Here is a 24,335-nt window from a genome sequence, read left to right on the forward strand (position 1 = left end):
ACGGGAGCTATATTAGGAAATTGATACGCTCGGAAAAATACACAATAATGTGCATCACTATTTCTTATTTCGAGCAAATGTATGGATAGAGTAACGGCAGCAAGAGTATTTGTAGATGTGGTGTATTCTGGCAGTTTTACCGCGACCGCCGAGCGGTTAGACATGTCTCGGCCAATGGTAACTCGTTATGTAGAGGCGATGGAGAACTGGCTGCAAACTCGTTTGTTACACCGCACCACGCGCAAGGTGTCCCTCACCACCGCAGGGGAGCGCAGCTTGCCTCAGATTGAGCGCTGGTTAAAACAGGCCGATACATTAACGTCGAACATTGCCGTTGATGGTGAGCTGTCCGGAAAAATCCGTCTTGCGTCTAGTACTTCATTTGGATTCTCACAGTTGATCCCCGTAGTAAACAGTTTTATGCAAAAGCACCCCAAAGTGCATATCGACATAGATCTGCAAGATTCAGTGAGTGATCTAACCGAACAACGCATCGATCTGGCGATCCGAATTGCGTCAGATCCCGATCCTTCTTTGATTGGTAAGCCGATTGCGGTGTGCGAATCGGTGTTGGTAGCATCACCGCAATATTTACAAACTCACCACGCGATCGCGCATCCGCGAGATTTATCTTCACACGACTGTTTGGGATACAAAAACTTTGAGCGCCACGTGTGGCATTTGTCTCAGGGCGACCAGTTCGAATCGGTGGGAATTGAGTGTCGCCTAACCAGCAATGAGGCCACGGCGTTATTGCATGGCGCTTTACAAGGCATGGGTATTTCGATGTTGCCAACTTACTTGAGCAATATCTATCTCAAATCGGGTCAGCTTGAGTCGGTGTTGCCGGATTGGAAGCCAAATGATCTCAACATTTACGCGCTGTATTCATCACGTAAACACTTGTCTCCTGCGGTGAGAGCTTTCATCGATCACAGTGAAGATTACTTTAAACAGCATCCTTGGTAATCGCGATAGGCGTCGTCATCCCGACTTGAGATTCATACAAGATCCTGTACCTTACATGGATATATTTTCGCAGCGTCATTTAGAGTTTTAGTTAATGTCACAAGTTCGCATCAAATTTATTGCTTCCGATATGGATGGCACATTGCTTGACCAATACGGTCGTTTGGATCCGGAGTTTTTCGATCTGTTTTTGCAACTGGAAGAGCAAGGTATTTTGTTCTCCGCTGCGTCTGGTCGTCAGTATTACAGCCTGCGAGACACGTTCGCGCCAATCAAAGACAGACTGTTGTATGTGGCTGAAAACGGCACCTTGGTGATGTACCAAGACAAAGAGCTCTACAGTTGTACCATTCCTAAAGCGGAAGTGTTGGAGATTGTGAAAGCGGCTCGTGAGATTGACGGGGCGAACATCGTATTGTGTGGCAAGCGCTCGGCGTACATCGAAACGCATGATCAGCAATCGCTGGAAGAATTTCAAAAGTACTACCACCGCTGTGAATATGTGCCGGATTTGCTTGAGGTCGAAGACGAGTTTATTAAGGTAGCAATTTGTCACTTTGACGGTTCGGAAGAGCTCCTGTTTCCGACCATGAACGCTAAGTTTGGCGCAACGCATAAAGTCGTGGTGAGTGCAAAAATCTGGCTGGATGTGATGAATGCCGAGGCCTCTAAAGGTGCGGCCATTCAGCATCTTCAAGAGACGATGAATTTTACTCCGGCAGAAACCATGACGTTTGGTGATTACCTCAATGACCTCGAAATGCTGCAAGTCAGTGAGCATTCGTACGCGGTTGCCAACGCGCACGAAGAGATTAAGAAAATTGCTCGTTATTCTGCGCCAAGCAACCAAGAGGCTGGGGTACTCAAAGTGATTAAAGAGAAAGTATTAGCGAAGTAACGCTCATTCTTTCGATGTTATTTTCTTCTTCACGTAAAAAGCCCCGCAGTGTATGCGGGGCTTTGTTTTTTTGGGGGGAGTAAGGTTCCCGTTTTAGCGTACGTACTTGGCGGTTGCACTGACTAAAAAGTGTTGCAATTTCCCGTCTGATTTTGGCACCCACAAGTCGTTATGATAATGGTAAATACGGCCATTGACGGTCACAGACAAGGTATTATCACCCGTTTTCTCCATGCGAATAAACTGATCCGAAGTGACCAAAAACGGCTCTTGCTCTTCAATGCTCTGGCCCGTTGCCAATACGAAGTAGCCGAATCGGTTGCCAGCATCCGGATCGGTTGAGTAGATTCGATGTCCAACGAGGCTGTAGTCGTCGTTGAGTGCCTGCTCAAGCGTTTTTTGCCCGATGGTTTCGTGCGATGGAATAAATACCCAAGCCAACACACCTGCCGCAATGACTGCCAGTAGAAGCAGTACTTGCATGAACTTTCTCATCATATATACCGTTTAACGTTGAAATTTCATTTTGTACATGCGCTTATCCGCTATGCTGATAAGAAAGTCAACATTGTCACTGTCTTTAGGGTATTGCGCTAAGCCCATGCTTGTTGAAAGTGTTGAGACTTTATCGGAGTTTAATATTTGTGCATCAAAGACGGTATTTATCTGCTCACGTACGTTCTCTTCATTGAGATGTTCACCTTCAAGGATAACCGCGAACTCATCTCCTCCCATGCGATAAACAGTAAAATCATTGAGTGCCATAGAATTAAGCCGCCTAGCGATTTCCCGCAGTACAGTGTCGCCAACTTGGTGTCCGTGTGTGTCGTTGACTTCTTTAAAACCATTTAAATCTAGAATCCAGAGAGAAAAGGGCCTTTTTTCTTGAGTAAATTTGTTTAGGGTTATGAATAGTGCATTGCGGTTCCCTAGGTTCGTCAAAGGGTCGCTTAGCGCCAATTTTCTATGAAAATGGGATTCACGATAAAAGAAATAAGTTAGAGAGATAATCGACAAAACGAACGTCGCAAACAACATATATTGTGCTTGCATTAAGCGCTGGGTTTGACCTTTTTGTGCTTCATAAGCTTTACTGCTTAGACGGAAGTTTTGATTAACGAAGTCTATTAAGCCTAAATATAGTGTTTGAGTTGAACGATAAAATGCAGCAGCAGCTTGGCTATCACCTGTTCTAGCTTCTACTAGTTGTTTTTCTAGCTCTTTGAACTCTTCAAAAAGGTTAATGAAGTAAAGGTGCATGTTGTTCCGAGAAAAGAACTTATTGGCTTTCGTGCTACTGGTCAATAAGTCAAAGCGACTCCACGCTAACTCGTATTGAAGCTCTGCACCATCAATATTCAATACGTTTTCATCTAACCGTCTGGCCTCGCCGACAAGTTCTGATAGTTCTTTGGAGAGTTGGAATAAAAACCAAGTCGCTTGTTTTTGTTCGTTATTAAAATTTTGTGAGAGTGAACGTGTTTGCTGTAAAAGCACGACATTCGCGAGAAGCAAAGAAACGGCAAACACCACCAGCAGCATTTTGCTGGTGGTAGAATATTGCAATATTCTTTGTTTCTTAGAATAGGGTTCTGATAACTTCATTCTTATTATTTTTCTTTTATTTCATTTACTTGCCATACCATTTGCGCATGATATTTATTGTAGTTTAGCTCTGGATAGAGATTGAGTGGATATATCACCCAGAAAGGGCCTTTATTCCTGACTTTTATGTAATTCTGATCTTGTTGATAAGCCAGTATTGGTTGATATCGAAGAATATCTTGTCGGGACAATGTCGAGTGATAGTCGTTTAAGCTGCTGATATCAACCTGCTCTGGTACCTTTCCATAGACGTGTGTAAGAAGCGTGCTGAGTTTAACGCCTAAAAACTCTGACGAGGCAGGAAGCCAAGGCAATGTCATCGTGTAGCTAGTGGTAGGTAAAGCTTGGATCTCTTCCAGTTCCAGTATGACACTAGGCTGCTGGCTACTACTAAATACGATCGTATTTGCAGACAAGAATGGCGCAACAAAAAACAGACCTAGCGCGACTATCTTTTTCATCATATGCCCTTTTGAGTTTTATTCTTTTTTCTTAGCTAGGACAAAGGTGCTAGCGGTAATTTATTTATAATTATAGAGCCAACCGGATGAGATTTTATAATACGTTATGTTTCAAAAATAACTGTCGGTTTACGTCACGTCAAGGTTATTAAGTTGCTTCTTAATTAAAAGCTCAGAGTATTGGGATGATGGTAGAGTTTCGTAATGATTTCGCGGTATTTAATTGGTTTTTAGTGCAACTTTGTTTCATTTTTAATAAAGATACTGTGTCGGAAATGAGAATTTAATAAGGCGAGAAATGGACGTCGAATTTGTTCTTAAGTTACATTATTTTACATATTTAAATCATCGATATTCAGATATGTATTTGTTAGTACGTAAAGAAAATAAAGTCACCTAGTTTTGGTGACTTTATTTTTTATTTCATGAGCTTACTTAAATTAACTATGCAAACAAATATTTTGCATGGAAGTTGAGGTGCTCTTCAATAAAGCTTGAGATGAAGTAATAGCTATGGTCATAGCCTGGTTGCATTCTCAAGGTTAGGTTTGAATCGTGTATTTTTGCCGCAGCAATCAGCGCTTCCGGTCTAAGCTGCTCATTTAAGAAGCCATCAGCATCACCTTGATCAACCAAAATTGGTAATGGTGATTGTTGTTGTTTTAGAAGTTCACTTGCATCGTATTGCTTCCAGCTTTCAAGCTCCTTGCCTAAGTAAGCAGTAAAGGCTTTTTGTCCCCAAGGGCATTGCATTGGGTTACTGATTGGACTGAACGCTGAAATAGAACGGTACTGTTCTGAATTTTTCAGACCAATGGTGAGCGCTCCGTGGCCGCCCATACTGTGACCGGAAATTGACTTCACGTCAGAGACTGGGAAGTTACTTTCGATGATCGCAGGCAACTCCTCAGTCACATAGTCGTACATACAGTAATGCAGTGACCAAGGTGCTTGCGTCGCATTAAGGTAAAAGCCTGCTCCTTTTCCTAGGTCATAGCTTTCGTCGTCAGCGATACCTTCGCCTCTCGGACTTGTGTCTGGTGCAATGATCGCAATGCCAAGCTCGGCCGCCATACGAAATGCGCCCGCTTTCTGCATAAAGTTCTCATCGGTACACGTTAAACCAGAGAGCCAGTATAGCGCGGGTACGGGATTTGATTTCGTTGCGTTAGGTGGCAAGAATATCGCGAAGCGCATGGTGCAGTTTAGGGCATTGGATTCGTGTGTATATTGCTTGTGCCAACCGCCAAACACTTTGGCTTGGCTTACATTTTCAATGGTCATGAATAAACTCTCTAATTAGCAGAAGGAATTCAGGCTCCCCAAAAGGAGAGCCTGAGGCAGCATTATTGATCCATATGGATAACTGTTCGGATGCTCTTACCTTCATGCATCAGATCAAACGCTTTGTTGACGTCTGCTAATCCCATTGTGTGGGTAATGAACTCCTGTAAGCCGAATTCACCAGCCATGTAACGGTTTACGATTTCTGGAAGCTCAGAGCGACCTTTAACGCCACCGAAAGCGCTGCCACGCCATACACGACCAGTTACCAGTTGGAATGGACGAGTTGAGATCTCTTGACCTGCACCAGCAACACCAATGATGACTGACTCACCCCAACCTTTGTGACAGCACTCAAGTGCTTGGCGCATCACGTTTACGTTACCGATACATTCGAATGAGTAGTCAACACCACCGTCTGTCATTTCAACAATCACTTCTTGAATTGGCTTGTCGAATTTTTGTGGGTTGATTACGTCAGTTGCACCAAGTTGTTTCGCTAGGTCGAATTTGCTTTCGTTGATGTCTACACCGATGATGCGGCTGGCACCAGCCATGCGAGCACCGATGATTGCAGAAAGACCGATACCGCCGAGACCAAAGATTGCCACTGTGTCGCCTTTTTCAACTTTAGCTGTGTTTAATACCGCACCCATACCAGTGGTTACGCCACAACCTAGAAGACAAACTTCTTCAAGTGGTGCTTCTTTGTTTACTTTCGCTAGTGAGATTTCTGGAAGAACCGTGTACTCAGAGAAAGTAGAACAACCCATGTAGTGGAAGATAGTTTCGCCGTTGATAGAGAATCGGCTTGTGCCATCTGGCATTAGGCCTTTACCTTGCGTTTCACGAACGGCCTGACATAGGTTCGTTTTGCCAGATTTACAGAACTTACACTCACCACATTCAGCAGTGTAAAGTGGGATAACGTGGTCGCCAACTTCAACGCTTGTTACGCCTTCGCCAACCATTTCAACGATACCGCCACCTTCGTGACCAAGGATTGAAGGGAAGATACCTTCTGGATCGTCACCTGATAGTGTGAATGCGTCAGTGTGACAAACACCAGTTGCTACGATGCGTACTAGCACTTCGCCGGCTTTTGGAAGTTGTACATCAACTTCTTCCATTTTAAGCGGCTCACCTGCAGCCCAAGCGACCATTGCTTTTGATTTTATGTGAGTTTGACCAGGTTTGATTTCAAGCGACATTGGATGTTTCCTTTATATTTTCAGTATATGGAGTGACGTAATAAGCGTAGTTAAGGTTTGCTTACCGCGCTTCGTCGTTTTGTTGGTGCTCATTTTAGGTGTTTCAGTAAAAATGATAATCCGTCCATTTTGAAAATGATTTTTACATATGCGTAATAATGATAAGGTGAGCGTGTAAAAAGAGTGCGATGCCTCCTTAAAGCGGAAGGGAAATGGAAAAGGTGATTGACCTGAAGTTAGATAGAGGGACTAAAGTAGAAAACTGTCAAACCATCAGCTAAGTAAGAGTGATTATGAATAAGACGGATCTGAGTGCCTATTTAACCAAGCTAGGCTTGCCTAGTGAATTGCCCGCCGATTTGGAGTCATTGCACAGAATTCACGTGGCGCAGCATCGTTGCCTGCCGTTTGAGAATTTTGACATCGCATTGCAGCGAGGCGTCTCTGTTGAGATTGAAGATATTATTCAAAAAACCGTGTACCACTCTCGCGGTGGTTACTGCTTTGAATTAAATGGTTTAATGCTTGATGTGCTCAACACTCTTGGGTTTGAAGCGCGAAGTTTGCTAGGGCGTGTACATGTGTCTGGTACACCAACAGGTCGTAGTCATCAAATCACGTTAGTGACGTTAGAGGAACAAACATGGATTGTCGATGTGGGTTTTGGCTCCAATACCCCTCGAGCGCCATTGCCATTTATCCTTGACCAAGTGATTCAGACGGATTTACAAACCTTCCGTTTTGTCAAAGATGCTCAGTTTGGTTATTTCCTCCAAGTGCTTTCAACCGATGGAACGGACACGTGGAACAATCTATACAGCTTTGACCTAGAGTTTGTGTTTGCTGGTGACATTGCATGTAGCAACTTCTTTACCTCGACTTCGCCTAATTCACGTTTTACTAGCGCAAGAGTCGCTGCTAGAGCGACAGAAAGTGGGTTGGTGACGCTGCTTAACTACACACTCAGATGCACCAATCATGAAGAGCTAACAGAAATAGAGCTAGAGCCAGGTCAAACCTACCTGGATGCGTTGAAAGAATATTTTGGCATTGAGCTTGATGCGCAATACGACGATCTTCGTCCGTTACCTGACGCGTAAAGTTTTCCAGTTTTCAAAGCGTAGCGCGACGAGAACAATGTAATCACTATTTGTCTAGAAGAGGTCGACAGGAATACAGCATGGCGAATTGGGAAGGAGTCAGCGAGTTTGTTGCCGTAGCGGAAACTAACAGCTTTACAGCTGCCGCGGCTAAACTGAAAACGTCAGTGGCACAAATCAGTCGCCGCGTATCGGCACTTGAAGAGCGTCTTGCGGTTAAGTTACTGCATCGCACGACGCGAAAAGTTTCTCTGTCTGAAGCTGGACAGCTTTATTATCAGCAGTGCAAACACTTGGTCGAAGGGCTAGAACTAGCTGAGCTTGCTGTAACGCAAATGCAAACCGAACCGCGAGGTTTGCTGCGTGTGACAGCGCCTGTGACCTATGGGGAAATGAACCTCGCACCGCTCTTGCATCAGTTTTTGGAGAAGTACCCGCGTGTGGATCTCGATTTAGTTCTGACCAATCAAAAACTGGATTTGATAGAGCAAGGGGTAGACGTGGCGATTCGTCTTGGCCGCCTGCAAGATTCCAGCATGATCGCAAAGCGTCTTTCGTCGCGTCAAAATTACGTGTGTGCTAGCCCTATGTATTTGGAGCGATTTGGCGAGCCTCACACATTATCCGAACTGGCTCGACATCAGTGCCTAGTTGGTTCGGTCGATTATTGGCATTTTAAGGAAAATAAACGCGATAAGTCTTTGCGCGTATCGGGGAGAATTAAATGCAATAGTGGTTTTGCGCTAATGGGCGCCGCCAAACGTGGTTTGGGTTTAGTGCAGTTGCCGGACTATTACGTTCAAGAAGCTCTAGATAACGGTGAGCTAGTCGAGGTACTGACCGATTACCGAGACGACCGTGAAGGCATTTGGGCACTGTATCCACAAAGCCGAAATTTATCGCCCAAAGTGAGGTTGTTGATCGACTTTTTAGCGCAGGAACTAGCGGATTAGAGTTTTCATGAACTTTAATACAACTGAAGTTGCTAAAACACCCGGTGATGCCGGGCGTTTTTATTAGGATGAGAGCTGGAATCGAAAAGACATGAATCACTATTGGTTGGATTCCGCGTCTTCACGTTTAATCACTTTGTGCCCATCTTCAGACACGCCTTGCTTCCAATAGCTGCTGATGTAGATATTCTCGCGATCGACTTCTTTTTCGTTGCGGAAATATTGGCGCAGCGCACGCATTGAATCGAACTCACACGCACACCATACCGAAGCGTTACCATCTAACCACTCGAGTTCGCGAACGCTATCAGCCAAGGTTTGCTGTTCGGTTAGCCAAATCAACTCCATACCGGCTGGCGTGTTTAGGGGTTGAATGTCGGCTGGAGACATCACGCTGATCACAGCGTAGCCTTTGGCCTCTTCTGGCAGCGTACGAATTTTCGCAGAAAGTGCTGGAAGTGCTGTCATATCGGCAGCCATGAAGAACCAATCCGCCTCAGTATTTAAGTTGGAGATGCTACCTGGCCCAACAATGCTGATCGTGTCGCCTTTTTGCGCGGCCATTGCCCAACGCGCTGCAAATCCGCATTGCAGATTTTGCGTTACGTGTCGGACGAAATCCACTTCGATTGAACTGGTTTCTGGATGAAAGCGTCGAATAGTGTAGGTGCGCATGATTGGTCGGTCGTCTTCTGACAGGATGCTCAGATCCGCGCCGCCCATATCGTTAAACAGTAATTTGATGTAACTGCCTTCGCAGTCACGAGGAAAGTGGCTCAGCGCCTCACCTTGCAAGGTAATGCGCTGCATGTTTGGAGTGATGGTTTCTGTGTCTGTGACAACAAGCGTTTTAGGTTGAGGCTTCTTTTTCATTGTTACTTTACTCGATAATTATTCTCTTTCTCATTTAAAGATTATCAAGTTCCCTAACAAGAGGGTAGCGTCTTTAAACAAATTTACACTGTGAATTAACGCCAAAGCCTCAAGAAAAATATTACCTCTATCCTTTCTCTAACCACGTAAAGTGAGTCGTTTTTTAACCATAAATGGACTTATATCATTGGAATCGTAGACAAAAGCAACAGCGCAGCCATACTGTAGTTGAACCCCTTAACGCGTTTATCGGTGGTCAACCAACGCTGCAATTGCATACCTGCCGCCGTCCAAAATGTCACCGATGGCAAGTTAGCTAAACAGAAGATACCGGCAATAAAAGTCAGTTCGAGCCAAGAACCGCCACTGGTGTATACCGTAATGGCCGTCAACGCCATCGACCAACCTTTTGGGTTCACCCATTGGAATGCAACAGCCCCTAAAAAAGACATCGGGCGAAAATCGTGTTTTGCTTCTGTTTTGTCGCTGGTGGCGATTTTGTACGTCAAGTACAGCAAATAACTCAAGCTCAATACTTTTAAAATCGAGTGGGTTAGCGGGTAGGCATGGAACAGGCTCATCAAGCCAATACCCACCAAAATTAGCATGGCACCAAAGCCGAAGGTAATGCCCAACATGTGTGGGATAGTGCGTTTAAAGCCGACATTTGCCCCTGAGGTCATCAACATAATGTTATTGGGACCCGGCGTAAAAGTGGAGACAAAAGCGAACAACGCCAAAGCGCCCAGTTGATGATATTCCATAGATTGTTCCTTGAATCAGTTCTCGATAAGTTGAGAACAACTATAAGTAGAACTGAGGTCAATATTGTGCTTTTATTTGATGATTAGAAACTAAATAAGCAATGAAACATCATCATGGATAGATTTGACGAAAGAATATTGCAAGTGCTCAAACGAGACGGAAGAATCTCCAATGTGGAGCTGTCGGAACGCGTTGGTTTATCTCCGTCTGCAACCTTACGCCGAGTGCAAGATTTAGAGCGTAAAGGCGTTATCAAAGGCTACCGAGCAGTACTGGATAATCAGCAACTTGGCGTGGGTTTTGTTGCTTATGTGTCGATTGGTTTGGCCTCGCACTCTAAGCAGGCGCAGTTGGGTTTCGAAGAGCATGTGCGTTTTGTAAACGAGGTGGTGGAATGTCACAACATCACTGGCGCGAACGAATATTTGCTGCGTGTGGAAACGCAAGATCTCGCCGCTTATAAAGCGTTTCACGCTGATGTGTTGGGTGAGTGCGAACACGTCAAGTCGATCACAACCATGGTGGTGATGGACACACCAAAAGACGAGCGCTAGCCAAACGAGAGTGACAGTTTTTGTGGCACACGAATTTGAAGTGACTCGAAAGAGTCAGTCGAGTATGAGAATGGTTCACAACAAATGCTGGAAAGCAGATGGCACTCTTACAATTTCCATATTTATTCTCACCTTCTAAATAATCCCATCCTGCTAGTTTTGCTTAAACCGCTTGTGTTTCAGAGCGGCGAGTCAGCAAAATTAAGGATGAACGATGAAATCACATGTAACACTTCCTCTTTTGAGCTTAAGCGCTGTTGCCGCATTGAGCTCATTTAACGTCAACGCCCACGGCTGGGTAGAATTTCCAAGTGCGCGTCAAAATACGTGTTATTTAGACGGTGGCTTTTGGACCAACGAGATCCCTAACCAAGCGTGTAAAGCGGCTTTTGATGAATCTGGCGCGTATCCGTTTGTGCAGCGTAGCGAAATTGCAGCAAACGTACCAAATTACCGAGATATGGAGCATGTGAAAGCCGTGGTTCGCGACGGTGAGCTATGTTCTGCTGGCGATACAGCTAAGAAAGGCTTGAACATTCCTTCTCCAAACTGGCAGCGCACCAATGTTACGCCAGATGCAAATAACCAGATTGAATTGGTGTTTTACGGCAAAGCGCCGCACAACCCATCGTACTGGGAATTCTATCTCACCAAGCCAACTTATGATGATTCAAAACCTCTTACTTGGAGTGATTTAGAGCTGATCGACACCGCAGGTGATGTGTATGTTGATGCGGAAAAACGCTACCGTATTCAGGTGACTTTCCCTGCTGATCGTTCGGGCGATGCGGTACTTTACACTCGTTGGCAGCGTATTGATGTCGCTGGGGAAGGTTTCTACAACTGTAGTGACATTACGTTAAACGGAACAGGCACGACGCCACCGACTGACCCTGTTGATCCAACCGAACCGGGCAATAATCTGACATCTCTAGGCTACTTTGTTCAGCAAGGTTTCGGACCAGTAGAAGCGGGTGACACCATCCGTTTCCGTACGTTTAATGCGACAGGCAATGAAATTGTCGATATTTCACTACCAATCAGTGCGAACAATACGGCGACTTGGGCGGCAGAAATAGCAGATCAATTTAACGCGCAGCAAACGGGCGATTGGTATGTGGGCATTTGGCATCAAGAGATGAGCCACTACATGTTCGATAGTAACAACGTGAATGCGAACCAAGTATTAGCGCCAAGTGCAGACTTCAGTTATGCGTTGTCACTGATCAAAGCGGATGTAACGCCACCAGTTGAACCAACCAACTTGTGGGACAAGACGGCCGTATACAACCAAGGTGATGTGGTGACGCACAACGGCAAAGAATGGACTGCCCAGTGGTGGACGTCTGGTGAGGAACCAGGCACAACAGGCCAATGGGGTGTATGGCGTTAAGCCATTTATTCGGGCCCTGAACAATAAAACCCTTCTCATGTGAGAAGGGTTTGTTTTTTAGCCTAAAACGACCACTTTGGTCGAGTGGTTGTCTTGAAAATCAGAGCACATATCGTTATTCGCTTGCTCTCCACTCGCTCCAGTTGAGCATCGCGTAGTCTGCCAGTTTGAGCATCGGAATGTCTTCGTGTGTATCACCGTAGGCATAAACAGACGCAAATTCGCCGAGCGAAAACGTGGCCCTAACGCGCGAGACTTTTCTTTCTAAACTGCAATCACCTTGTTGGTAAAAGCCACTCAGTTTTGGCTGTTCTGAGATCAGTTCACTGCACAACAAGTGGTAACCGTTCGCTTCACACCAAGGCTTGAGATACGCATTGAGTGATGCCGACACCACCACAATGGTATCGCCTCTGTGTTGATGCCACGCCAACCTTTCCATCGCTTCTGGCCGTAAGTACAGCGGGATCACTTCATGGGCAAACTGAGTGCCAATCGCTTCAATTTTCTGCGTTTCTTTCCCTGAAAATGCAATAAAACTGCTGAGAGGACGCATAACACGAGCGGGTAACACTCCGAGTTTGTACAGCGCATAAAATGGCATGATAGCGACCTTTCCTACTCGTTTGCGCAGGCCATAAGCAGAATAGTGGAGGAAAAGGCTAAACATATCCTCTCGGGTGATGGTGCCATCAAAATCAAACAGTGCCAGTGACGGCTTAGTAGTATCGAGCAAATTCAGCGCCTATTTTTTGGTTTAAGATGGTTTTGTGTTTATTGATAAAACACCGCCAACCAGATGGTTTCTTGCGTTGGGTCAGTCCAGCTCACTTTGTGTTTGGTATGAGCTGGAATCGTAACGTGATCGCCTGCCTCAAGTCGTTGCACGACACCTGATTCAAAAGTCAGCTCTCCTGCTCCTTTAAGAACCAAGACCCATTCATGTTCTTCTTGATCGTACCAGCCACTTTCGGGCGAGGTTTGCCCCGTTGAGACAATGCGTTCTATACGCAGGTTTTTGTGGGTCAGCAGGTCTTCGAACACTTCCTCGTCGAGGTTATTCGGTAAGTCTTTAAACAGGTTCATGGCCTTTCCTTAGAGAATGATCAGTCCAAAAGGTGCAAGCAATTGCTCTTGTTGCCAATCACAAATTTTAACACCAAACAGAGAAACGCGGCGAACATCCAGCCCGTCTAGTTCGACATGAGTCAGATCACACTGCTCAACGTTAAAGGTTCCCCATTGTTCTGGCGAGAATTCGCAGCGAGATAAATCCGAGCCTTTGAGAGTTGCCCCTGCGAGGTTCGCACCGTTCCAACGGTTTTCAAAGAGGTCACATTTTTCTAGTAACACTCGCTCGAAGTTACAGTAGGTGAGGTTGCAGCCAGTAATAAAAGCAGAACAGAAAAACATGGTGTTACTGACGCGATTAGCAAAGTTCGCACCTTGGAAGTTTGCCCCTTTGAGATCGCACTTACGTAGCTCCAAGCCCATACAATTTGCGCCGTTAAACAGGCTCATCGCCAACATGCAGTTCGTAAAGCTAGCGTCTTTTAAGTTCGCGAAGCGAAAACTACACCCTTCTAGCGCTTTGGATTCGATAAAGCGACAGTCGATGAACTTAGCATCGCGCAGATCGGCATGGTCGAAACAGCACATATAAAAGTGGCAGTTTTTAAAGGTAGCATTCTGAAAATCGTGATGAGAAAAGTTTTCTCGTTCAAAAATGAGATCGGTTTTTAACATGTCTTCTCCTTAGCTGCGAGCAGACTAGCACTCCAAGTGACTGATTTTCCATAAAAATAACTTCTTGTATTTCAGTGCTTTACAAACCCCTCAAATCGCGATTTTAAGGGGGCAAACGAGCGTTTTAAGTGGGTTGTTTTTTGAAAATAGAAGACGTAGAGGACGAAAAAAGTTTTTGCTGGCTACGAGCCTTAACGAGAGGATTCGCATTTATGGGTATGCATGGCAACTCACACGCACAGTTTGCATTACAGAATTGTATCCTATTTGCATAATTTGTTGATCAATATGGCGTTTCTCCATACAAAAAACCTATATTTTTCACAAATTGATTTCCATCAAAATAGTAGGGTTTCTATGTGCTAGATTGCGCACAGCTCAAAAAGATATAGATACCCGTGTGCTTCAAGGCGCTGAGTTTACTTGAAATCTCAGATCAGTTAGTAGGCACCCCTTTGGGTACGACATAACGAAGCCCTACGAAAGGAAATAAAAATGAAAAAAACAATCTGCAGTCTAGCAGTGGTTGCTGCACTCGTGTCACCAAGTGTTTTCGCTCATAAACAAGGTGACTTCGTTCTTCGTGTTGGTGCGGCGTCTGTCGTTCCAAATGACAGCAGTGATAAGATTCTTGGTTCTCAAGAAGAGTTAGAAGTTGACTCAAATACGCAGCTTGGTTTGACGTTTGGCTACATGTTCACAGACAACATCAGTTTAGAGCTTCTAGCAGCAACACCATTCAGCCACGACATTTCGACAGATTTGGTTGGTAGTGATATCGCGAAAACCAAACATTTACCACCAACGCTAATGGTGCAGTACTATTTTGGCGAGTCTCAAAGTAAGTTCCGTCCATACGTTGGTGCAGGTCTGAACTACACCATATTCTTTGATGAAGATTTCAATAGTACGGGTAAAGGCGCTGACCTGTCAGATTTGAAATTAGATGATTCATTCGGTCTAGCAGCGAATATTGGTGTGGACTACATGATCAACGATCAATGGTTCCTCAACGCCGCTGCGTGGTACGCAAACATTGAGACAGAAGCAACTTATAAAGCAGGTGGAGTGAAGCAAAAAACCGACGTCAAAATTAACCCTTGGGTATTTATGATCAGCGGCGGTTACAAGTTCTAAGAAAAACCAGTAGTTACACGCACATTACTATTATTGGCATGACTTTGGGGGCGGTTACGGGGACTGCCCCTCTTTTTTATCCTCGTTTTGATTGCACATCATTTACTCCACTTAGCAACATGCAAAATTGGATCTTTACCTTGCAGATCATTTTATTGTCGGAAGATCGAAAAGTCCTACACTGATCACATAATTGAACAAGTGGACAATATAAATGAGCGACGACATCGCAAAGCATTCTTCCTCCAGATCGAAGCTGGTAAAAACTCTTTTCTTTACTCTCTGTGTTATCGCATTTGGTGCGATGTATTGGTCTTGGCAGTATTCAGACAGTCACCCAAGCACGGAAGATGCCTACGTTAGGGCAAAAATTCTGTCGGTAGCGCCTCAGGTAAAAGGCCAAGTGGTTTCTGTGGATGTTAAAGATTTCCAATCCGTTAACAAAGGTGACCTACTGCTGAAGATAGATTCACGCCCATATTTGTTGGCAGTGAAGCAAGCAAAAGCGGCATACCAATTGGCGGTCCAGCAACATGACGTTGCCGATAAGCACGTAACTGAAGCCGTTGCGGGCTTAGATGCGGCGCGCTCTAACCTGACAGAAGCGCAAGTGGAGTACAAACGTACGGATTCCTTGGTGAAACGCAAACTGGCGTCGGACCAAGATTTAGATACGGCAAAAAACAAACTAGCCAATGCCCAAGCGAGCCTGGAGCAAGCGCGCGCGACGGTAGAAAAAGCCATTGCGAACCGTGGTGAAGAAGGCGCAGAGGCTGCGGTTGTTCAACAAGCGGCAGCACAGTTAGCGCAAGCAGAGCTGAACTTGAGCTACACCGACATTACGTCACCAGTGGATGGCATTGCCGGTGAGATCAATACGCACGTAGGCTCGGTTGTTAGCGTGGGTCAAACGCTGTTCCCTGTGATTTTAAAAGACAGCTATTGGGTACGCGCGAACTTTAAAGAAACCGATCTTACTCACATCAAACCTGGTATGCATGCGGATGTGGTGATTGATATGTACCCAGACGTGGTGTGGAAAGCAACGGTAGAGCAGCTGTCGCCTGCGAGTGGTACATCGTTCTCCTTGATGCCACCAGAAAACGCAACGGGTAACTGGGTTAAAATCAAACAGCGTTTCCCTGTACGTTTGGCATTAGAAGTACCGGCCGATGCGCCGCAACTTCGCGTGGGTGCGAGCTCAGAAGTCACCATTGATTTGCAAAGTAGCGTGCAATGAGCCATCAAATTACGGCAGACAAGCGGGGGATTGCCACCGTCGCCGTGATGCTTTCTGCCATCATGGTGTTAATCGATATGACCGTTGCGAACGTGTCGCTATCGCACATGATGGGCGCTTTGGGCGCAACGGCAGACCAAATTACGTGGGTGCTGACGGGTTACAGCATGGCGGAAGCGATCTTCATTCCGATGACCAGTTTCTGGGTGTCGCGCTTTGGTGAACGCAAAGTCATGCTGGTTGCCGTGGTCGGTTTTGTGATTGCCAGTGCGCTTTGTGGGCAAGCACAGTCTCTTGAAGAGATGGTGCTATTTCGCATTATCCAAGGCGCTTTCGGCGCGTCGGTGATTCCATTGGCGCAGTCGACGTTAGTGCAGATTTATCCGTATGAGCAAAAAGTCAAAGCGATGGCGATTTTCTCCATCGGCATTTTGCTTGGTCCTATTTTGGGCCCAGTTGTGGGTGGTGTGATCACCGACAACATTAACTGGCGCTGGATTTTTTACATCAACTTGCCATTCGGTTTGATCTGTACCTCTTTGATTTATCGCTATATCCATATCGACAACAAATCCAAACCTAACTTTGACTGGTGGATCATCGGTTACATGGCGTTAGGTGTGGGCGCGTTGCAGTTTGTGTTGGATAAAGGGAATGAAGACGACTGGCTCGACTCACGTATGATTCAGACGGCGATATTGCTCGCAGTCATGGGATTGGTGATGTGGATATATCGCAGTTGGAAAACCAAAAGTCCAATAGCGCCATTGTGGCTACTGAAAGACCGAAACCTTATGGTCTCGTCATTGATGATTGCCGTGGTGTCGATGGCGATGTTTGGTCTGACGACTCAACAACCAATGCTGTTGGAAAGCTTGCTGGATTATCCGGTCTCAACCACTGGTTTATTAATGGCACCGCGTGGGTTGGCGTCAGCGGCGATGTTGATTTTGGTGATTAAGCTCAATCCGCAATTCGATCCCAGAATCAAAATAGTCTTTGGCTTGAGCTGCATCGGGATTGGTAGCTATTTGATGACGCAGTACTCACTGCAGATCGATACATTTTGGATTGTGATGCCGAGTATGATTCAGGGGATGGGGCTTGGTTTAACTTTCTCGACGCTATCCACCTTGGCGTATTTAACGATTCCGAAAGAGCAATCTGTTGCGGCGGCGAGTATTTACAATCTGTTCCGTACCATTGGTAGTTCGTTTGGTATCTCTATCGCAACCACGTTCCAATATCGTGATAGTCAGCAGCAATGGCATGCGCTGGGAGAGGGTATTAATCCTTATAATCCTAACTTGCATGACTGGGCGGCCAATCAGGGGCTTTCTATTACCGACCCGGTTGCGTTAGACCAATACCAACAGATGTTGCAGCAGCAATCGCAAATGGTCGCGTTTGTGCACACCTTCCAGCTTGTGGGAGTGATGTTCGTGATCATGATGCCGATGCTGGTTTTCATTCGGTCGCGTGAATAACATGAAGTTCCGGTGAATAGTGTAAGAGAACGCCTCTCAAGTTGTGTCAGCTTGAGAGGCGTTTTTTATTGGACAGTGCCAGTGAAAGAAGGACGTTTACTCAAATGTCACTTCGTCAAAATGCGGATTGGTTTTGAGCGCGCGCATTGCGACTAATTGTTCAGTCGGGAAGGCGGTGTGCTCACCATCCATATCTAAAAACAAGCACTCTTGTCGCTGCATGTCGTAGCCTGTGTCGAACGCGTTGCCCTGATGAGTTTCACCATTTTTTAGTGTGATCTCGATAGGGAGCTTAAACATACAGGCGATTTCAATAAAATCGTATTGGCTGCAAGTCACCATAGCTTTCTCCTTTCAAACCGACGCAGTATTCAGAAGGTTTGAGAACCGCTTCCTTAATATAGAAAACGTTTGATTGAAACTGAATCTTCATCTTACACCTCATTTTGGTCACGAAATAGACATACACGCACGTTTTAATAAACCTACTGTTGAGCGTTCGCAAGCGAGACAAAACTACGATATGTCTGAGACGATACTTAAGCGCACATACCTAACGAGTGAACAAAAGACACAAAAGCCAAGTTCACTGATTCCGCCTCAAACCTACCATGCGCAGTTGGCGCACCGTGTTCACCACTCGCCTCAATTTGAAAACGGCCGCGTTAAAAACGAGATGCCAAATGTCCCTAGTCCGCAATCATTCTGGCAGGTGTGTTGGAGTTATTTTGGTGGTAGAACGCCGTTGAGTCCTAACGAACATCTGCCACATTCCCCAATTCAACCTACGCAGTTTGCACAGCAAAGTGAATCGATGCGCGTTACTTGGCTGGGCCATTCCACCATGCTGGTGGAGGTCGATGGCATTCGAATTCTGACTGATCCGGTATTTGATTACGCTTCTCCGTTCGTCGCAAAAGCGTGGTTTGAACGCAATATTCCCAATACTTACGCCAGAGATTGTTTGCCGATTCCTGAAATTATCGTGATTTCGCACGATCATTACGACCATTTAGAAGCATCGACCATACGTTTCTACGCCGATAAACCCGTGACGTTTTATGTGCCCTTAGGGGTTGGCAAGCATCTGATAAAGTGGGGCGTTTGCGCAGACAACATCGTGGAATTCGATTGGTGGGATAGCGTGCACTATGCCGGAATTGAACTGATTTGTACGCCTGCTAACCATAATTCGGGTCGTACTTATTTCGATAAAAACGCGACCCTGTGGGCTTCTTGGGTCATCAAAGGCAAAGAAGAGACGCTCTATTTTAGTGGCGATTCAGCTTACGATTCGCATTTTTCCGAGATCGCACTGCGATGTGGACCAATCGACATTGCCTGTTTGGAAGTGGCTGCCGATGTGAAAGGCCAAGGTTATCCGGTCGAAAACTGGGGACACATGCAGGCTCACCATACCGTGCAAGCGTTTCACGATTTAAATGCGAAAAAACTGTTGCCCGTACATTGGGCTACATACGAGCTATTTACTCACCGTTGGGACGAACCGATTTTAGATTTGCTTGCCCATTGTCAAAAAGAACATATAACGCTGCTGACGCCAATGCCGGGGGAGAGTTTTTACGTTCATCAAGAACATATAAATAAACAGTGGTGGCGAGAAAAAGAAATAGGTGAGCCAGCTAGAATTTTGACTTAATAATATGTTCTTACTTCAATAATTATTTGAGAAGTTAACCTTGTTATTTTAAAAATATAACAAGGTTTTTACTCGCTTACTCATCAATCACTTGAGGTTTTAACTCGACGACATTTCCTTCCGGATCATGTATATAGAGTGATCTACCGAACCCTTGTGCGCCATACCGCTTCGCAAACTCTTCGGTTTCAATGCCGCGCGCACGCAGATATTCCAGTAATTCATCCTCGGAAAAAGGCGCCAATTGCAGGCAAAAATGGTCAATATTACGACCATTTTGAACTGGTGGCTTACCGCCGAGTTGGCCCAATTCGCTGTCTACCGTCACTACATCAATCAATGCGTTACCTGCCCTAAGTTGAGTTAAACCAAGTTCCGTTACTTCGCGTTCGACAGGGCAGCCCAAAATGTCTCGATAGAAATGCAACATAGCATCGAGGTTACAGGTCCTTAATACAACATGATCAAGCGCTTTGATGGCGATTGGATTTTTGGTGGGCATGCTTCACTCCTTTTTGCATTGTGTTGAGGTAAGTATAAAGTGACCTTAAAAGTGGTGAGAGAAATGATCAAATTCAAGATGTTTTTTTGCTAGAGCGAGTGCAGAAACACTGCAACTCAAAGCAAACAAAAAAGGCTAGCGTATTGCTAGCCTTTTGGAATATGGATGGGGCTATTACTCGTAATCAGAAGCGTAAGTTTCTTCATAAGTGTGTGAGTAAAGCTCGAATAGGTTGCCGAATGGGTCTTCTAGGTAAACCATTTTCGCAGGCTTATTATCGTCTTCTGGGTGGTAACGCATGATGTCCATGCGAACTTTGCCACCTAGTGCTTCGGTGCGTTTGATAGCACCTTCAAAATCGTCTGTCTGCAAACAGAAATGGAAGATACCGATGCGAGAAAAATCCACTTCATGGCGCTCTTGACGTTCTTTCATTTCGAATAACTCAAGGCCGATGCCATCACTTGTCACAAGGTGCGCAATGTTGAAGCCTTTAAAGCCTTCCCCAAAGACCGCAATACACATTCTGCCAATTGCCGTTTCGCGTTCTTCAATCACTTTCGTGTTGCCCATAACGACTTTTAGACCTAGCGCTTGCGTGTAAAACTCAACCGCTTTGTCCATATCTCCGACCATAATACCGACATGATTCATTTTCATTTGTTTACTCCCAACATGTGTGTTTGAACGTTGTCTTGTTTCGATGTGGGAGAGTATATGGCGTGATGTTGATTACATGAAATTATCATAAATTATAAAAATGATAATTTTATTTAATGCTGTACATGTTGGGATTGAGTTAGTGAGCTAAGGCCTCAACAGCTTGCCTCACCGAGGTGAAATGAATCTTGATAATGCACCGTTGCGCGAGGCTGAATTCATGCGATTGGATTAATGACGTAACCTCTTCTACGGACAGCGTTCGTTCTTTTAGATGTAAAAGAGTGGTGTTCGAACCATTGTTTTTCAATTCAAACGTGTTGCCATTTGAGTCGATAACGTAATCATCTTGCCCAAAAATGAGGGCTTCGCATTCAGAGTCTAAGTCGGACTGGGAATGCGTATAGATCAGCTCATCGTCGCCGTCTAGTTTTAGCAAGCATGGCCAGCATACTGCGTGGTCTCTCATGGTTAACTCATTATTCATTGTTATTTAGAAACTTGACCCAGGTTGTTGCAAAAACGCTAACTCTTCGGGAGTGCTCTTTCTTCCCAGTATCGCATTGCGATGAGGATAGCGCCCAAACTGGTCGATGATGGCTTTGTGTTTTAGCTCAAAATCGTAGTTATTTTCAAGCCCTGATGCGCGAAACAATTTTTCAGCTTGGACATGAATGAGGCGAGATTCGCTGTGCATAAACGGCATGTACAAAAAGCTTAGCTGCTCAGGCGCTAATTCTTTGTCGTAACCTAACCGAATTGCCTCTTGAGCCAATGCTAATGCGAGTGGGTCTTGTGCAAACGCTTTTGGGGTGTTGCGATACACATTACGTGAAAACTGGTCGAGGACGATGATTTCGGCCAATCGTCCTTGTGCGCTGTTACGCCAATTAAACAGTTCACAACGAGCGGCTTGTTCTAATACCGAGGCAAATCGCGATGCAATACACTTGTCCAGTTCTGGGTTGTTTTCAAACCAATTTTGGGGCGATAGCTCCTCGAACCAAAATTTGATGACTTCTTGGTACATGGATCTTCCTTCTTATTACATTAGTTAAAGAATAAAAAGCCAGAAGGCGAGCTCCTGGCTTTCTGCGTGTTATCGACCGTAAGTCTCTACGATGTAACGTTCAAAATCGTCACACATTTGTTCGTCAGAGATGGCGTTGCTTGCCAGCTCTTTACTGCCGTCGACGACTTTAATCGCGGCGTTCAGTGAAGCGACTGGTACTCGCTCTCGCGTCGCAAGTGAGTCGATTTTCTTCTGCTGCACTTCCCATGCCTGTTCTGGCGACAGGTTACACACGTCTGCAAGGTATTTGGCATTGAAGCCTTCGCCAGTCAGGCTGACAATGGTTTCGTTGTGCGACAAGTGATTGCCTGCGTGCCAGTAGTGTTTTGCCAGCAGTGGGCCAATTTCTGGGTTATCCGTCAGGTAACCAAACTTCTCAAGGAAGTATGCACGGGTCTGGTACACCGCCATGTGCGCGAGTAGGTAACCTTGATACGCGCAAGCCGCTTCGTCGGATAGCAAATGTGGAATCGCCATCAGTGGGCGAGGGCTGCATTCCAAACCAAGGATCTGTTTTTCACAATCGCGAGCCAGCTTAGTGATGCGCTCTGGCGTTAACTCGTCATCGCTCAGTTGATACAACGCGCGCTCAAAATATGGCACAACCAAGATGCTACGTTCTTCATAAGCTTTGAATGGCTGACGGCTGTTGATCATCGCTTGAATGATCTCATCAGGAACCGAATTCCCTTCATCATCCAGTGCGTATTGTTTTAGCCAATCGGCATCGGTTAACAGGCTATCACAGAACATCGACTGAGTTTCTGCATAAGCCATTGACGTTGGCGCAAACTCCTGCGAGAAACAAGGCGCGTTCATTTTTACGTTCGCAAAGTGTGCTGCGTGGCCGCCTTCGTGGAACAGCGTGTTAATGCCATCGTAGCCGCTGCCCACTTGGTCTGGTTTGGCATTACTGGTGAAGTTCACCTGCGCTGCGACCCATTCGCCTTGATTATAGAAAGAAGGGATAGGGCCGTGGCAGAACCCATTCGGGTACTTACCTTTGCGATCTAGTAAATCCAGCGTTAGCGTCGCGCCAGAGTAATCAATATTTAGGCGACCAAATGATTCTACCCAGCGTCTCAGAGATTTTGAGAACGGCACGTATGGGTCAAGGTCACGCATAACGTTACCCGCGAATGAGTAAACAAAGTTGTAGCCTGCTAGTGCGCTTGCGCCTTTCTCTTTCGCCAAGTTTTCTAAGCTGTTTAGATGCGCATCTCGCGTGCGTTGTTCGAAATCTTCCAAAATTTCGAATAGCTGATCAGAGCTCATCTTTTCCGTTTTTTGCACGGAGTAATCAAAGAAAGTCGCATAACCCAGTGAGCGAGCGAACTGGTTGCGCAGTTTGATCAGTTCTATAAAGCCGTTTTGCAGTAGCCATTGTTCAAGGTTCAGCAACGCTTGGTGAGCCGATTGGCGAACTTCTTCATGATTGCTGGTGCGAATGGTTGAGCTTAATACGGGCAGTGAACCTTCTACTTGCTCGCCGTTCTCATCGGTAAATGTTTGTACGTGGTTCTGTTTTTTCTCGAAGAGCTCAGCTTCAAAGGCAATGAGCTGATTTTTCAACGCTTGTGCTTTTTCGCCCTCGATAGCGTGAGATTCAAACATCGCCAGCCAACCAGATAGACCCGTAATGGTTTGTTGTTTCTCTTGTGGGTCGGTAATTGAGTCCGCGGCTTCAAGCTGTTGTTTGATGGCAGTAATTTGCTCGGCGTTGCTTAAAAAGCTTGTCCATGCCGTTTGTGCTTGCGTCGAGCCATCATGGTCATCGCTGATCCCCATGTAAGTTTCCCAAAAGAAATCTTCTTTGGTGCGGTGAATCGCAAGGTAACGTTGATTGAGGTCGTTGAGGTAATCCGTTGCGGTCATTTTGATCCTTCAAATGGTTTCGTTATGTAGACAGTTGATTATTGCACGCTTGGTCGCGAGAAAGGAACGCTAATCTCATTTGTCGATTTTGCATCGCGTAAAGGTGATTTTACTATTTGTTTACCTTTGGGTGAGTTAATAGGAGTTCTGAACTGGTATGGAGTTTACAGTTTATTAAGTAATTAATCCGCGATGCGCTATCGATGATCCTTATCAGGTGTAATAAGATTTCCATATCGTGGCGATACAGTTGGAAACGATATGATAAATAAAACAAAAGTTACGTTATTGGCGGTAGGTACGATTTTAGTTGGATGTTCTACAGTCGCGCCACCAAGAAATGATGCGGTTGAAAGCATTCAACAAAAGTGTTCTGTGATTTTAAGCAATGATGTTGCTGGCGACCAGCGCTGGCAGACGTACAACGGCTTGCTTGTAGAATATGCCGTGTATGGCGTTAAGAGTCAGACACAACTGGAACGTTTTGAAGCGTTTGTGCAGAGAGTGCAAGATGATGAGTCTGGACAGTTAGTTACTGAGTTGATTGAGGTCACCGACTGGGGATGCTCAAACAGCAATTATCTTGAAGAGATGAGCTTGTTTATTCAAGAAGTTCAAAAGTAAAAAACCGAGCGTTAAGTCGCTCGGTTTTTCTGTTTGTGGAACGCTTTTGTGCGCTGGCTCGTCAGGACGTTTACTCCTCTGGATACTCGCCCATACCTTGCGTTTTACCTTCCGCTTTCCAATGCTCTCCAGGAGCAAATGCTTCATCGCATAAATCTACGGTGTAGCCCATTTCTGTGATTTCCTTCAAAGTGAGGTTATCAGCAATATTTGCAACTTCCCCCGATTTATTCCGTAACTCCATGTTGATCTCTCCTCTGTAGGTA

Annotated in this window: 28 protein-coding genes; 11 read left to right on the forward strand and 17 right to left on the reverse strand. The window is 45.5% G+C overall.

The genetic code is table 11. The annotated features are described in order from the left end of the window. Positions 1 to 81: 81 nt before the first annotated feature. Together MTF70_RS06310 and MTF70_RS06315 are read left to right on the forward strand one after the other, a co-directional pair. The gene (locus tag MTF70_RS06310; protein WP_213885277.1) at positions 82 to 969 is read left to right on the forward strand and encodes a LysR family transcriptional regulator; all 888 of its coding nucleotides are present in this window, start codon (positions 82 to 84) and stop codon (positions 967 to 969) included. Positions 970 to 1,063: 94 nt separating this feature from the next. Beyond that, the gene (locus tag MTF70_RS06315; RefSeq protein ID WP_053303993.1) at positions 1,064 to 1,867 is read left to right on the forward strand and encodes a Cof-type HAD-IIB family hydrolase; all 804 of its coding nucleotides are present in this window, start codon (positions 1,064 to 1,066) and stop codon (positions 1,865 to 1,867) included. 93 nt (positions 1,868 to 1,960) lie between these two features. On the opposite strand, the gene MTF70_RS06320 is transcribed toward MTF70_RS06315, so the two are convergent. The 5 genes from MTF70_RS06320 to MTF70_RS06340 all read right to left on the reverse strand — a co-directional run bounded on the left by MTF70_RS06320 (position 1,961) and on the right by MTF70_RS06340 (position 6,428). After that, entirely contained in the window at positions 1,961 to 2,350 is a 390-nt protein-coding gene (locus MTF70_RS06320; protein WP_005374387.1) for a hypothetical protein, read from the reverse strand. A gap of 24 nt (positions 2,351 to 2,374) precedes the next feature. After that, positions 2,375 to 3,472 carry a GGDEF domain-containing protein gene (locus tag MTF70_RS06325; RefSeq protein WP_005383270.1) on the reverse strand — a complete coding sequence of 366 codons (1,098 nt, stop codon included), beginning with the start codon at positions 3,470 to 3,472 and terminating at the stop codon, positions 2,375 to 2,377. 5 nt (positions 3,473 to 3,477) lie between these two features. Continuing rightward, entirely contained in the window at positions 3,478 to 3,933 is a 456-nt protein-coding gene (locus tag MTF70_RS06330; protein ID WP_005374384.1) for a hypothetical protein, read from the reverse strand. 444 nt (positions 3,934 to 4,377) lie between these two features. Continuing rightward, positions 4,378 to 5,217: an S-formylglutathione hydrolase gene (gene fghA, locus MTF70_RS06335; RefSeq protein WP_005374382.1), complete on the reverse strand. Its 840-nt coding sequence runs from the start codon at positions 5,215 to 5,217 to the stop codon at positions 4,378 to 4,380. Between the two features lie 62 nt (positions 5,218 to 5,279). Further along, complete coding sequence (locus MTF70_RS06340; RefSeq protein WP_017633834.1) at positions 5,280 to 6,428, reverse strand: S-(hydroxymethyl)glutathione dehydrogenase/class III alcohol dehydrogenase; 1,149 nt, start codon at positions 6,426 to 6,428, stop codon at positions 5,280 to 5,282. Positions 6,429 to 6,721: 293 nt separating this feature from the next. Between MTF70_RS06340 and MTF70_RS06345 the strand changes: the two genes are divergently transcribed. Both MTF70_RS06345 and MTF70_RS06350 read left to right on the forward strand, forming a co-directional pair. After that, a complete protein-coding gene (locus MTF70_RS06345) occupies positions 6,722 to 7,528 on the forward strand; it encodes an arylamine N-acetyltransferase (protein WP_017633835.1) in 807 nt (268 codons plus the stop codon). An 80-nt stretch (positions 7,529 to 7,608) separates the two neighbouring features. Next, positions 7,609 to 8,481 carry a LysR family transcriptional regulator gene (locus tag MTF70_RS06350; RefSeq protein ID WP_017633836.1) on the forward strand — a complete coding sequence of 291 codons (873 nt, stop codon included), beginning with the start codon at positions 7,609 to 7,611 and terminating at the stop codon, positions 8,479 to 8,481. 99 nt (positions 8,482 to 8,580) lie between these two features. Here the strand turns inward: MTF70_RS06350 and MTF70_RS06355 are convergent, their stop codons facing one another. Beyond that, complete coding sequence (locus MTF70_RS06355; RefSeq protein WP_025768753.1) at positions 8,581 to 9,354, reverse strand: siderophore-interacting protein; 774 nt, start codon at positions 9,352 to 9,354, stop codon at positions 8,581 to 8,583. Positions 9,355 to 9,533: 179 nt separating this feature from the next. Further along, positions 9,534 to 10,118: a LysE family translocator gene (locus MTF70_RS06360; protein WP_005482872.1), complete on the reverse strand. Its 585-nt coding sequence runs from the start codon at positions 10,116 to 10,118 to the stop codon at positions 9,534 to 9,536. A gap of 114 nt (positions 10,119 to 10,232) precedes the next feature. On the opposite strand from MTF70_RS06360, the gene MTF70_RS06365 reads away from it, so the two are divergent. Both MTF70_RS06365 and MTF70_RS06370 read left to right on the forward strand, forming a co-directional pair. Continuing rightward, positions 10,233 to 10,673, forward strand: a complete 441-nt coding sequence (locus MTF70_RS06365; RefSeq protein WP_005482841.1) for an Lrp/AsnC family transcriptional regulator — start codon at positions 10,233 to 10,235, stop codon at positions 10,671 to 10,673. Between the two features lie 214 nt (positions 10,674 to 10,887). Continuing rightward, positions 10,888 to 12,066 (forward strand): lytic polysaccharide monooxygenase, encoded by a 1,179-nt coding sequence (locus MTF70_RS06370; protein ID WP_017633838.1) that lies wholly within the window; start codon positions 10,888 to 10,890, stop codon positions 12,064 to 12,066. Positions 12,067 to 12,181: 115 nt separating this feature from the next. Here the strand turns inward: MTF70_RS06370 and MTF70_RS06375 are convergent, their stop codons facing one another. The 3 genes from MTF70_RS06375 to MTF70_RS06385 are packed head-to-tail and all read right to left on the reverse strand — an operon-like array spanning position 12,182 to position 13,812. Continuing rightward, positions 12,182 to 12,802 carry an HAD-IB family hydrolase gene (locus tag MTF70_RS06375; RefSeq protein WP_205461205.1) on the reverse strand — a complete coding sequence of 207 codons (621 nt, stop codon included), beginning with the start codon at positions 12,800 to 12,802 and terminating at the stop codon, positions 12,182 to 12,184. A gap of 38 nt (positions 12,803 to 12,840) precedes the next feature. Next, positions 12,841 to 13,152 carry a cupin domain-containing protein gene (locus MTF70_RS06380; RefSeq protein WP_005383281.1) on the reverse strand — a complete coding sequence of 104 codons (312 nt, stop codon included), beginning with the start codon at positions 13,150 to 13,152 and terminating at the stop codon, positions 12,841 to 12,843. 9 nt (positions 13,153 to 13,161) lie between these two features. After that, complete coding sequence (locus tag MTF70_RS06385; protein WP_005374358.1) at positions 13,162 to 13,812, reverse strand: Qnr family pentapeptide repeat protein; 651 nt, start codon at positions 13,810 to 13,812, stop codon at positions 13,162 to 13,164. A gap of 495 nt (positions 13,813 to 14,307) precedes the next feature. Between MTF70_RS06385 and ompW the strand changes: the two genes are divergently transcribed. The 3 genes from ompW (at position 14,308) to MTF70_RS06400 (ending at position 17,676) form a co-directional block, all read left to right on the forward strand. Further along, complete coding sequence (ompW, locus tag MTF70_RS06390; RefSeq protein ID WP_017634373.1) at positions 14,308 to 14,949, forward strand: outer membrane protein OmpW; 642 nt, start codon at positions 14,308 to 14,310, stop codon at positions 14,947 to 14,949. A 214-nt stretch (positions 14,950 to 15,163) separates the two neighbouring features. After that, a complete protein-coding gene (locus tag MTF70_RS06395; protein ID WP_053308045.1) occupies positions 15,164 to 16,189 on the forward strand; it encodes an HlyD family secretion protein in 1,026 nt (341 codons plus the stop codon). Then, positions 16,186 to 17,676, forward strand: coding sequence for an MDR family MFS transporter (locus tag MTF70_RS06400; protein ID WP_205461204.1), 1,491 nt, complete (start codon positions 16,186 to 16,188; stop codon positions 17,674 to 17,676). Before MTF70_RS06395 ends, MTF70_RS06400 begins: the two co-directional genes overlap by 4 nt. A gap of 96 nt (positions 17,677 to 17,772) precedes the next feature. Here MTF70_RS06400 and MTF70_RS06405 read toward each other — a convergent pair whose 3' ends face one another. Then, positions 17,773 to 18,018, reverse strand: coding sequence for a Rho-binding antiterminator (locus MTF70_RS06405; RefSeq protein WP_005374351.1), 246 nt, complete (start codon positions 18,016 to 18,018; stop codon positions 17,773 to 17,775). A gap of 181 nt (positions 18,019 to 18,199) precedes the next feature. Between MTF70_RS06405 and MTF70_RS06410 the strand changes: the two genes are divergently transcribed. Continuing rightward, positions 18,200 to 19,336, forward strand: coding sequence for an MBL fold metallo-hydrolase (locus MTF70_RS06410; RefSeq protein WP_205461203.1), 1,137 nt, complete (start codon positions 18,200 to 18,202; stop codon positions 19,334 to 19,336). Positions 19,337 to 19,412: 76 nt separating this feature from the next. Here MTF70_RS06410 and MTF70_RS06415 read toward each other — a convergent pair whose 3' ends face one another. The 5 genes from MTF70_RS06415 to MTF70_RS06435 all read right to left on the reverse strand — a co-directional run bounded on the left by MTF70_RS06415 (position 19,413) and on the right by MTF70_RS06435 (position 23,445). Next, on the reverse strand, positions 19,413 to 19,838 hold the full coding sequence (locus MTF70_RS06415; protein ID WP_017634369.1) for a VOC family protein: 426 nt from the start codon (positions 19,836 to 19,838) through the stop codon (positions 19,413 to 19,415). Between the two features lie 174 nt (positions 19,839 to 20,012). After that, positions 20,013 to 20,498 carry a VOC family protein gene (locus MTF70_RS06420; RefSeq protein ID WP_005374344.1) on the reverse strand — a complete coding sequence of 162 codons (486 nt, stop codon included), beginning with the start codon at positions 20,496 to 20,498 and terminating at the stop codon, positions 20,013 to 20,015. Positions 20,499 to 20,637: 139 nt separating this feature from the next. Next, on the reverse strand, positions 20,638 to 20,967 hold the full coding sequence (locus MTF70_RS06425) for a DUF4144 domain-containing protein (protein ID WP_017634368.1): 330 nt from the start codon (positions 20,965 to 20,967) through the stop codon (positions 20,638 to 20,640). 24 nt (positions 20,968 to 20,991) lie between these two features. Next, positions 20,992 to 21,528: a DUF924 family protein gene (locus MTF70_RS06430; RefSeq protein ID WP_017821016.1), complete on the reverse strand. Its 537-nt coding sequence runs from the start codon at positions 21,526 to 21,528 to the stop codon at positions 20,992 to 20,994. 69 nt (positions 21,529 to 21,597) lie between these two features. After that, complete coding sequence (locus MTF70_RS06435; protein WP_205461202.1) at positions 21,598 to 23,445, reverse strand: M3 family metallopeptidase; 1,848 nt, start codon at positions 23,443 to 23,445, stop codon at positions 21,598 to 21,600. 261 nt (positions 23,446 to 23,706) lie between these two features. On the opposite strand from MTF70_RS06435, the gene MTF70_RS06440 reads away from it, so the two are divergent. Further along, positions 23,707 to 24,069, forward strand: coding sequence for a hypothetical protein (locus tag MTF70_RS06440; RefSeq protein WP_205461201.1), 363 nt, complete (start codon positions 23,707 to 23,709; stop codon positions 24,067 to 24,069). A 70-nt stretch (positions 24,070 to 24,139) separates the two neighbouring features. Here the strand turns inward: MTF70_RS06440 and MTF70_RS06445 are convergent, their stop codons facing one another. After that, on the reverse strand, positions 24,140 to 24,313 hold the full coding sequence (locus MTF70_RS06445) for a hypothetical protein (RefSeq protein ID WP_005374332.1): 174 nt from the start codon (positions 24,311 to 24,313) through the stop codon (positions 24,140 to 24,142). Between the last annotated feature and the right edge of the window lie 22 nt (positions 24,314 to 24,335).

The organism is Vibrio sp. 2CM40D, from assembly GCF_023161825.1.
Lineage (GTDB): Bacteria > Pseudomonadota > Gammaproteobacteria > Enterobacterales > Vibrionaceae > Vibrio > Vibrio alginolyticus.

Bases quoted from the DNA above. Each gene is read 5' to 3' on its own strand.
- MTF70_RS06380 (WP_005383281.1), bottom strand. From the start codon at position 13,152: ATGAACCTGTTTAAAGACTTACCGAATAACCTCGACGAGGAAGTGTTC.
- MTF70_RS06360 (WP_005482872.1), bottom strand. From the start codon at position 10,118: ATGGAATATCATCAACTGGGCGCTTTGGCGTTGTTCGCTTTTGTCTCC.
- MTF70_RS06315 (WP_053303993.1), top strand. From the start codon at position 1,064: ATGTCACAAGTTCGCATCAAATTTATTGCTTCCGATATGGATGGCACA.
- MTF70_RS06415 (WP_017634369.1), bottom strand. From the start codon at position 19,838: ATGCCCACCAAAAATCCAATCGCCATCAAAGCGCTTGATCATGTTGTA.
- MTF70_RS06420 (WP_005374344.1), bottom strand. From the start codon at position 20,498: ATGAAAATGAATCATGTCGGTATTATGGTCGGAGATATGGACAAAGCG.
- MTF70_RS06310 (WP_213885277.1), top strand. From the start codon at position 82: ATGGATAGAGTAACGGCAGCAAGAGTATTTGTAGATGTGGTGTATTCT.
- MTF70_RS06350 (WP_017633836.1), top strand. From the start codon at position 7,609: ATGGCGAATTGGGAAGGAGTCAGCGAGTTTGTTGCCGTAGCGGAAACT.
- MTF70_RS06410 (WP_205461203.1), top strand. From the start codon at position 18,200: ATGTCTGAGACGATACTTAAGCGCACATACCTAACGAGTGAACAAAAG.
- fghA (WP_005374382.1), bottom strand. From the start codon at position 5,217: ATGACCATTGAAAATGTAAGCCAAGCCAAAGTGTTTGGCGGTTGGCAC.
- MTF70_RS06345 (WP_017633835.1), top strand. From the start codon at position 6,722: ATGAATAAGACGGATCTGAGTGCCTATTTAACCAAGCTAGGCTTGCCT.
- MTF70_RS06325 (WP_005383270.1), bottom strand. From the start codon at position 3,472: ATGAAGTTATCAGAACCCTATTCTAAGAAACAAAGAATATTGCAATAT.
- MTF70_RS06445 (WP_005374332.1), bottom strand. From the start codon at position 24,313: ATGGAGTTACGGAATAAATCGGGGGAAGTTGCAAATATTGCTGATAAC.
- MTF70_RS06355 (WP_025768753.1), bottom strand. From the start codon at position 9,354: ATGAAAAAGAAGCCTCAACCTAAAACGCTTGTTGTCACAGACACAGAA.
- MTF70_RS06430 (WP_017821016.1), bottom strand. From the start codon at position 21,528: ATGTACCAAGAAGTCATCAAATTTTGGTTCGAGGAGCTATCGCCCCAA.
- MTF70_RS06425 (WP_017634368.1), bottom strand. From the start codon at position 20,967: ATGAGAGACCACGCAGTATGCTGGCCATGCTTGCTAAAACTAGACGGC.
- MTF70_RS06330 (WP_005374384.1), bottom strand. From the start codon at position 3,933: ATGAAAAAGATAGTCGCGCTAGGTCTGTTTTTTGTTGCGCCATTCTTG.
- MTF70_RS06340 (WP_017633834.1), bottom strand. From the start codon at position 6,428: ATGTCGCTTGAAATCAAACCTGGTCAAACTCACATAAAATCAAAAGCA.
- MTF70_RS06320 (WP_005374387.1), bottom strand. From the start codon at position 2,350: ATGCAAGTACTGCTTCTACTGGCAGTCATTGCGGCAGGTGTGTTGGCT.
- MTF70_RS06385 (WP_005374358.1), bottom strand. From the start codon at position 13,812: ATGTTAAAAACCGATCTCATTTTTGAACGAGAAAACTTTTCTCATCAC.
- MTF70_RS06405 (WP_005374351.1), bottom strand. From the start codon at position 18,018: ATGGTGACTTGCAGCCAATACGATTTTATTGAAATCGCCTGTATGTTT.
- MTF70_RS06365 (WP_005482841.1), top strand. From the start codon at position 10,233: ATGGATAGATTTGACGAAAGAATATTGCAAGTGCTCAAACGAGACGGA.
- MTF70_RS06370 (WP_017633838.1), top strand. From the start codon at position 10,888: ATGAAATCACATGTAACACTTCCTCTTTTGAGCTTAAGCGCTGTTGCC.
- MTF70_RS06400 (WP_205461204.1), top strand. From the start codon at position 16,186: ATGAGCCATCAAATTACGGCAGACAAGCGGGGGATTGCCACCGTCGCC.
- MTF70_RS06395 (WP_053308045.1), top strand. From the start codon at position 15,164: ATGAGCGACGACATCGCAAAGCATTCTTCCTCCAGATCGAAGCTGGTA.
- MTF70_RS06435 (WP_205461202.1), bottom strand. From the start codon at position 23,445: ATGACCGCAACGGATTACCTCAACGACCTCAATCAACGTTACCTTGCG.
- MTF70_RS06440 (WP_205461201.1), top strand. From the start codon at position 23,707: ATGATAAATAAAACAAAAGTTACGTTATTGGCGGTAGGTACGATTTTA.
- ompW (WP_017634373.1), top strand. From the start codon at position 14,308: ATGAAAAAAACAATCTGCAGTCTAGCAGTGGTTGCTGCACTCGTGTCA.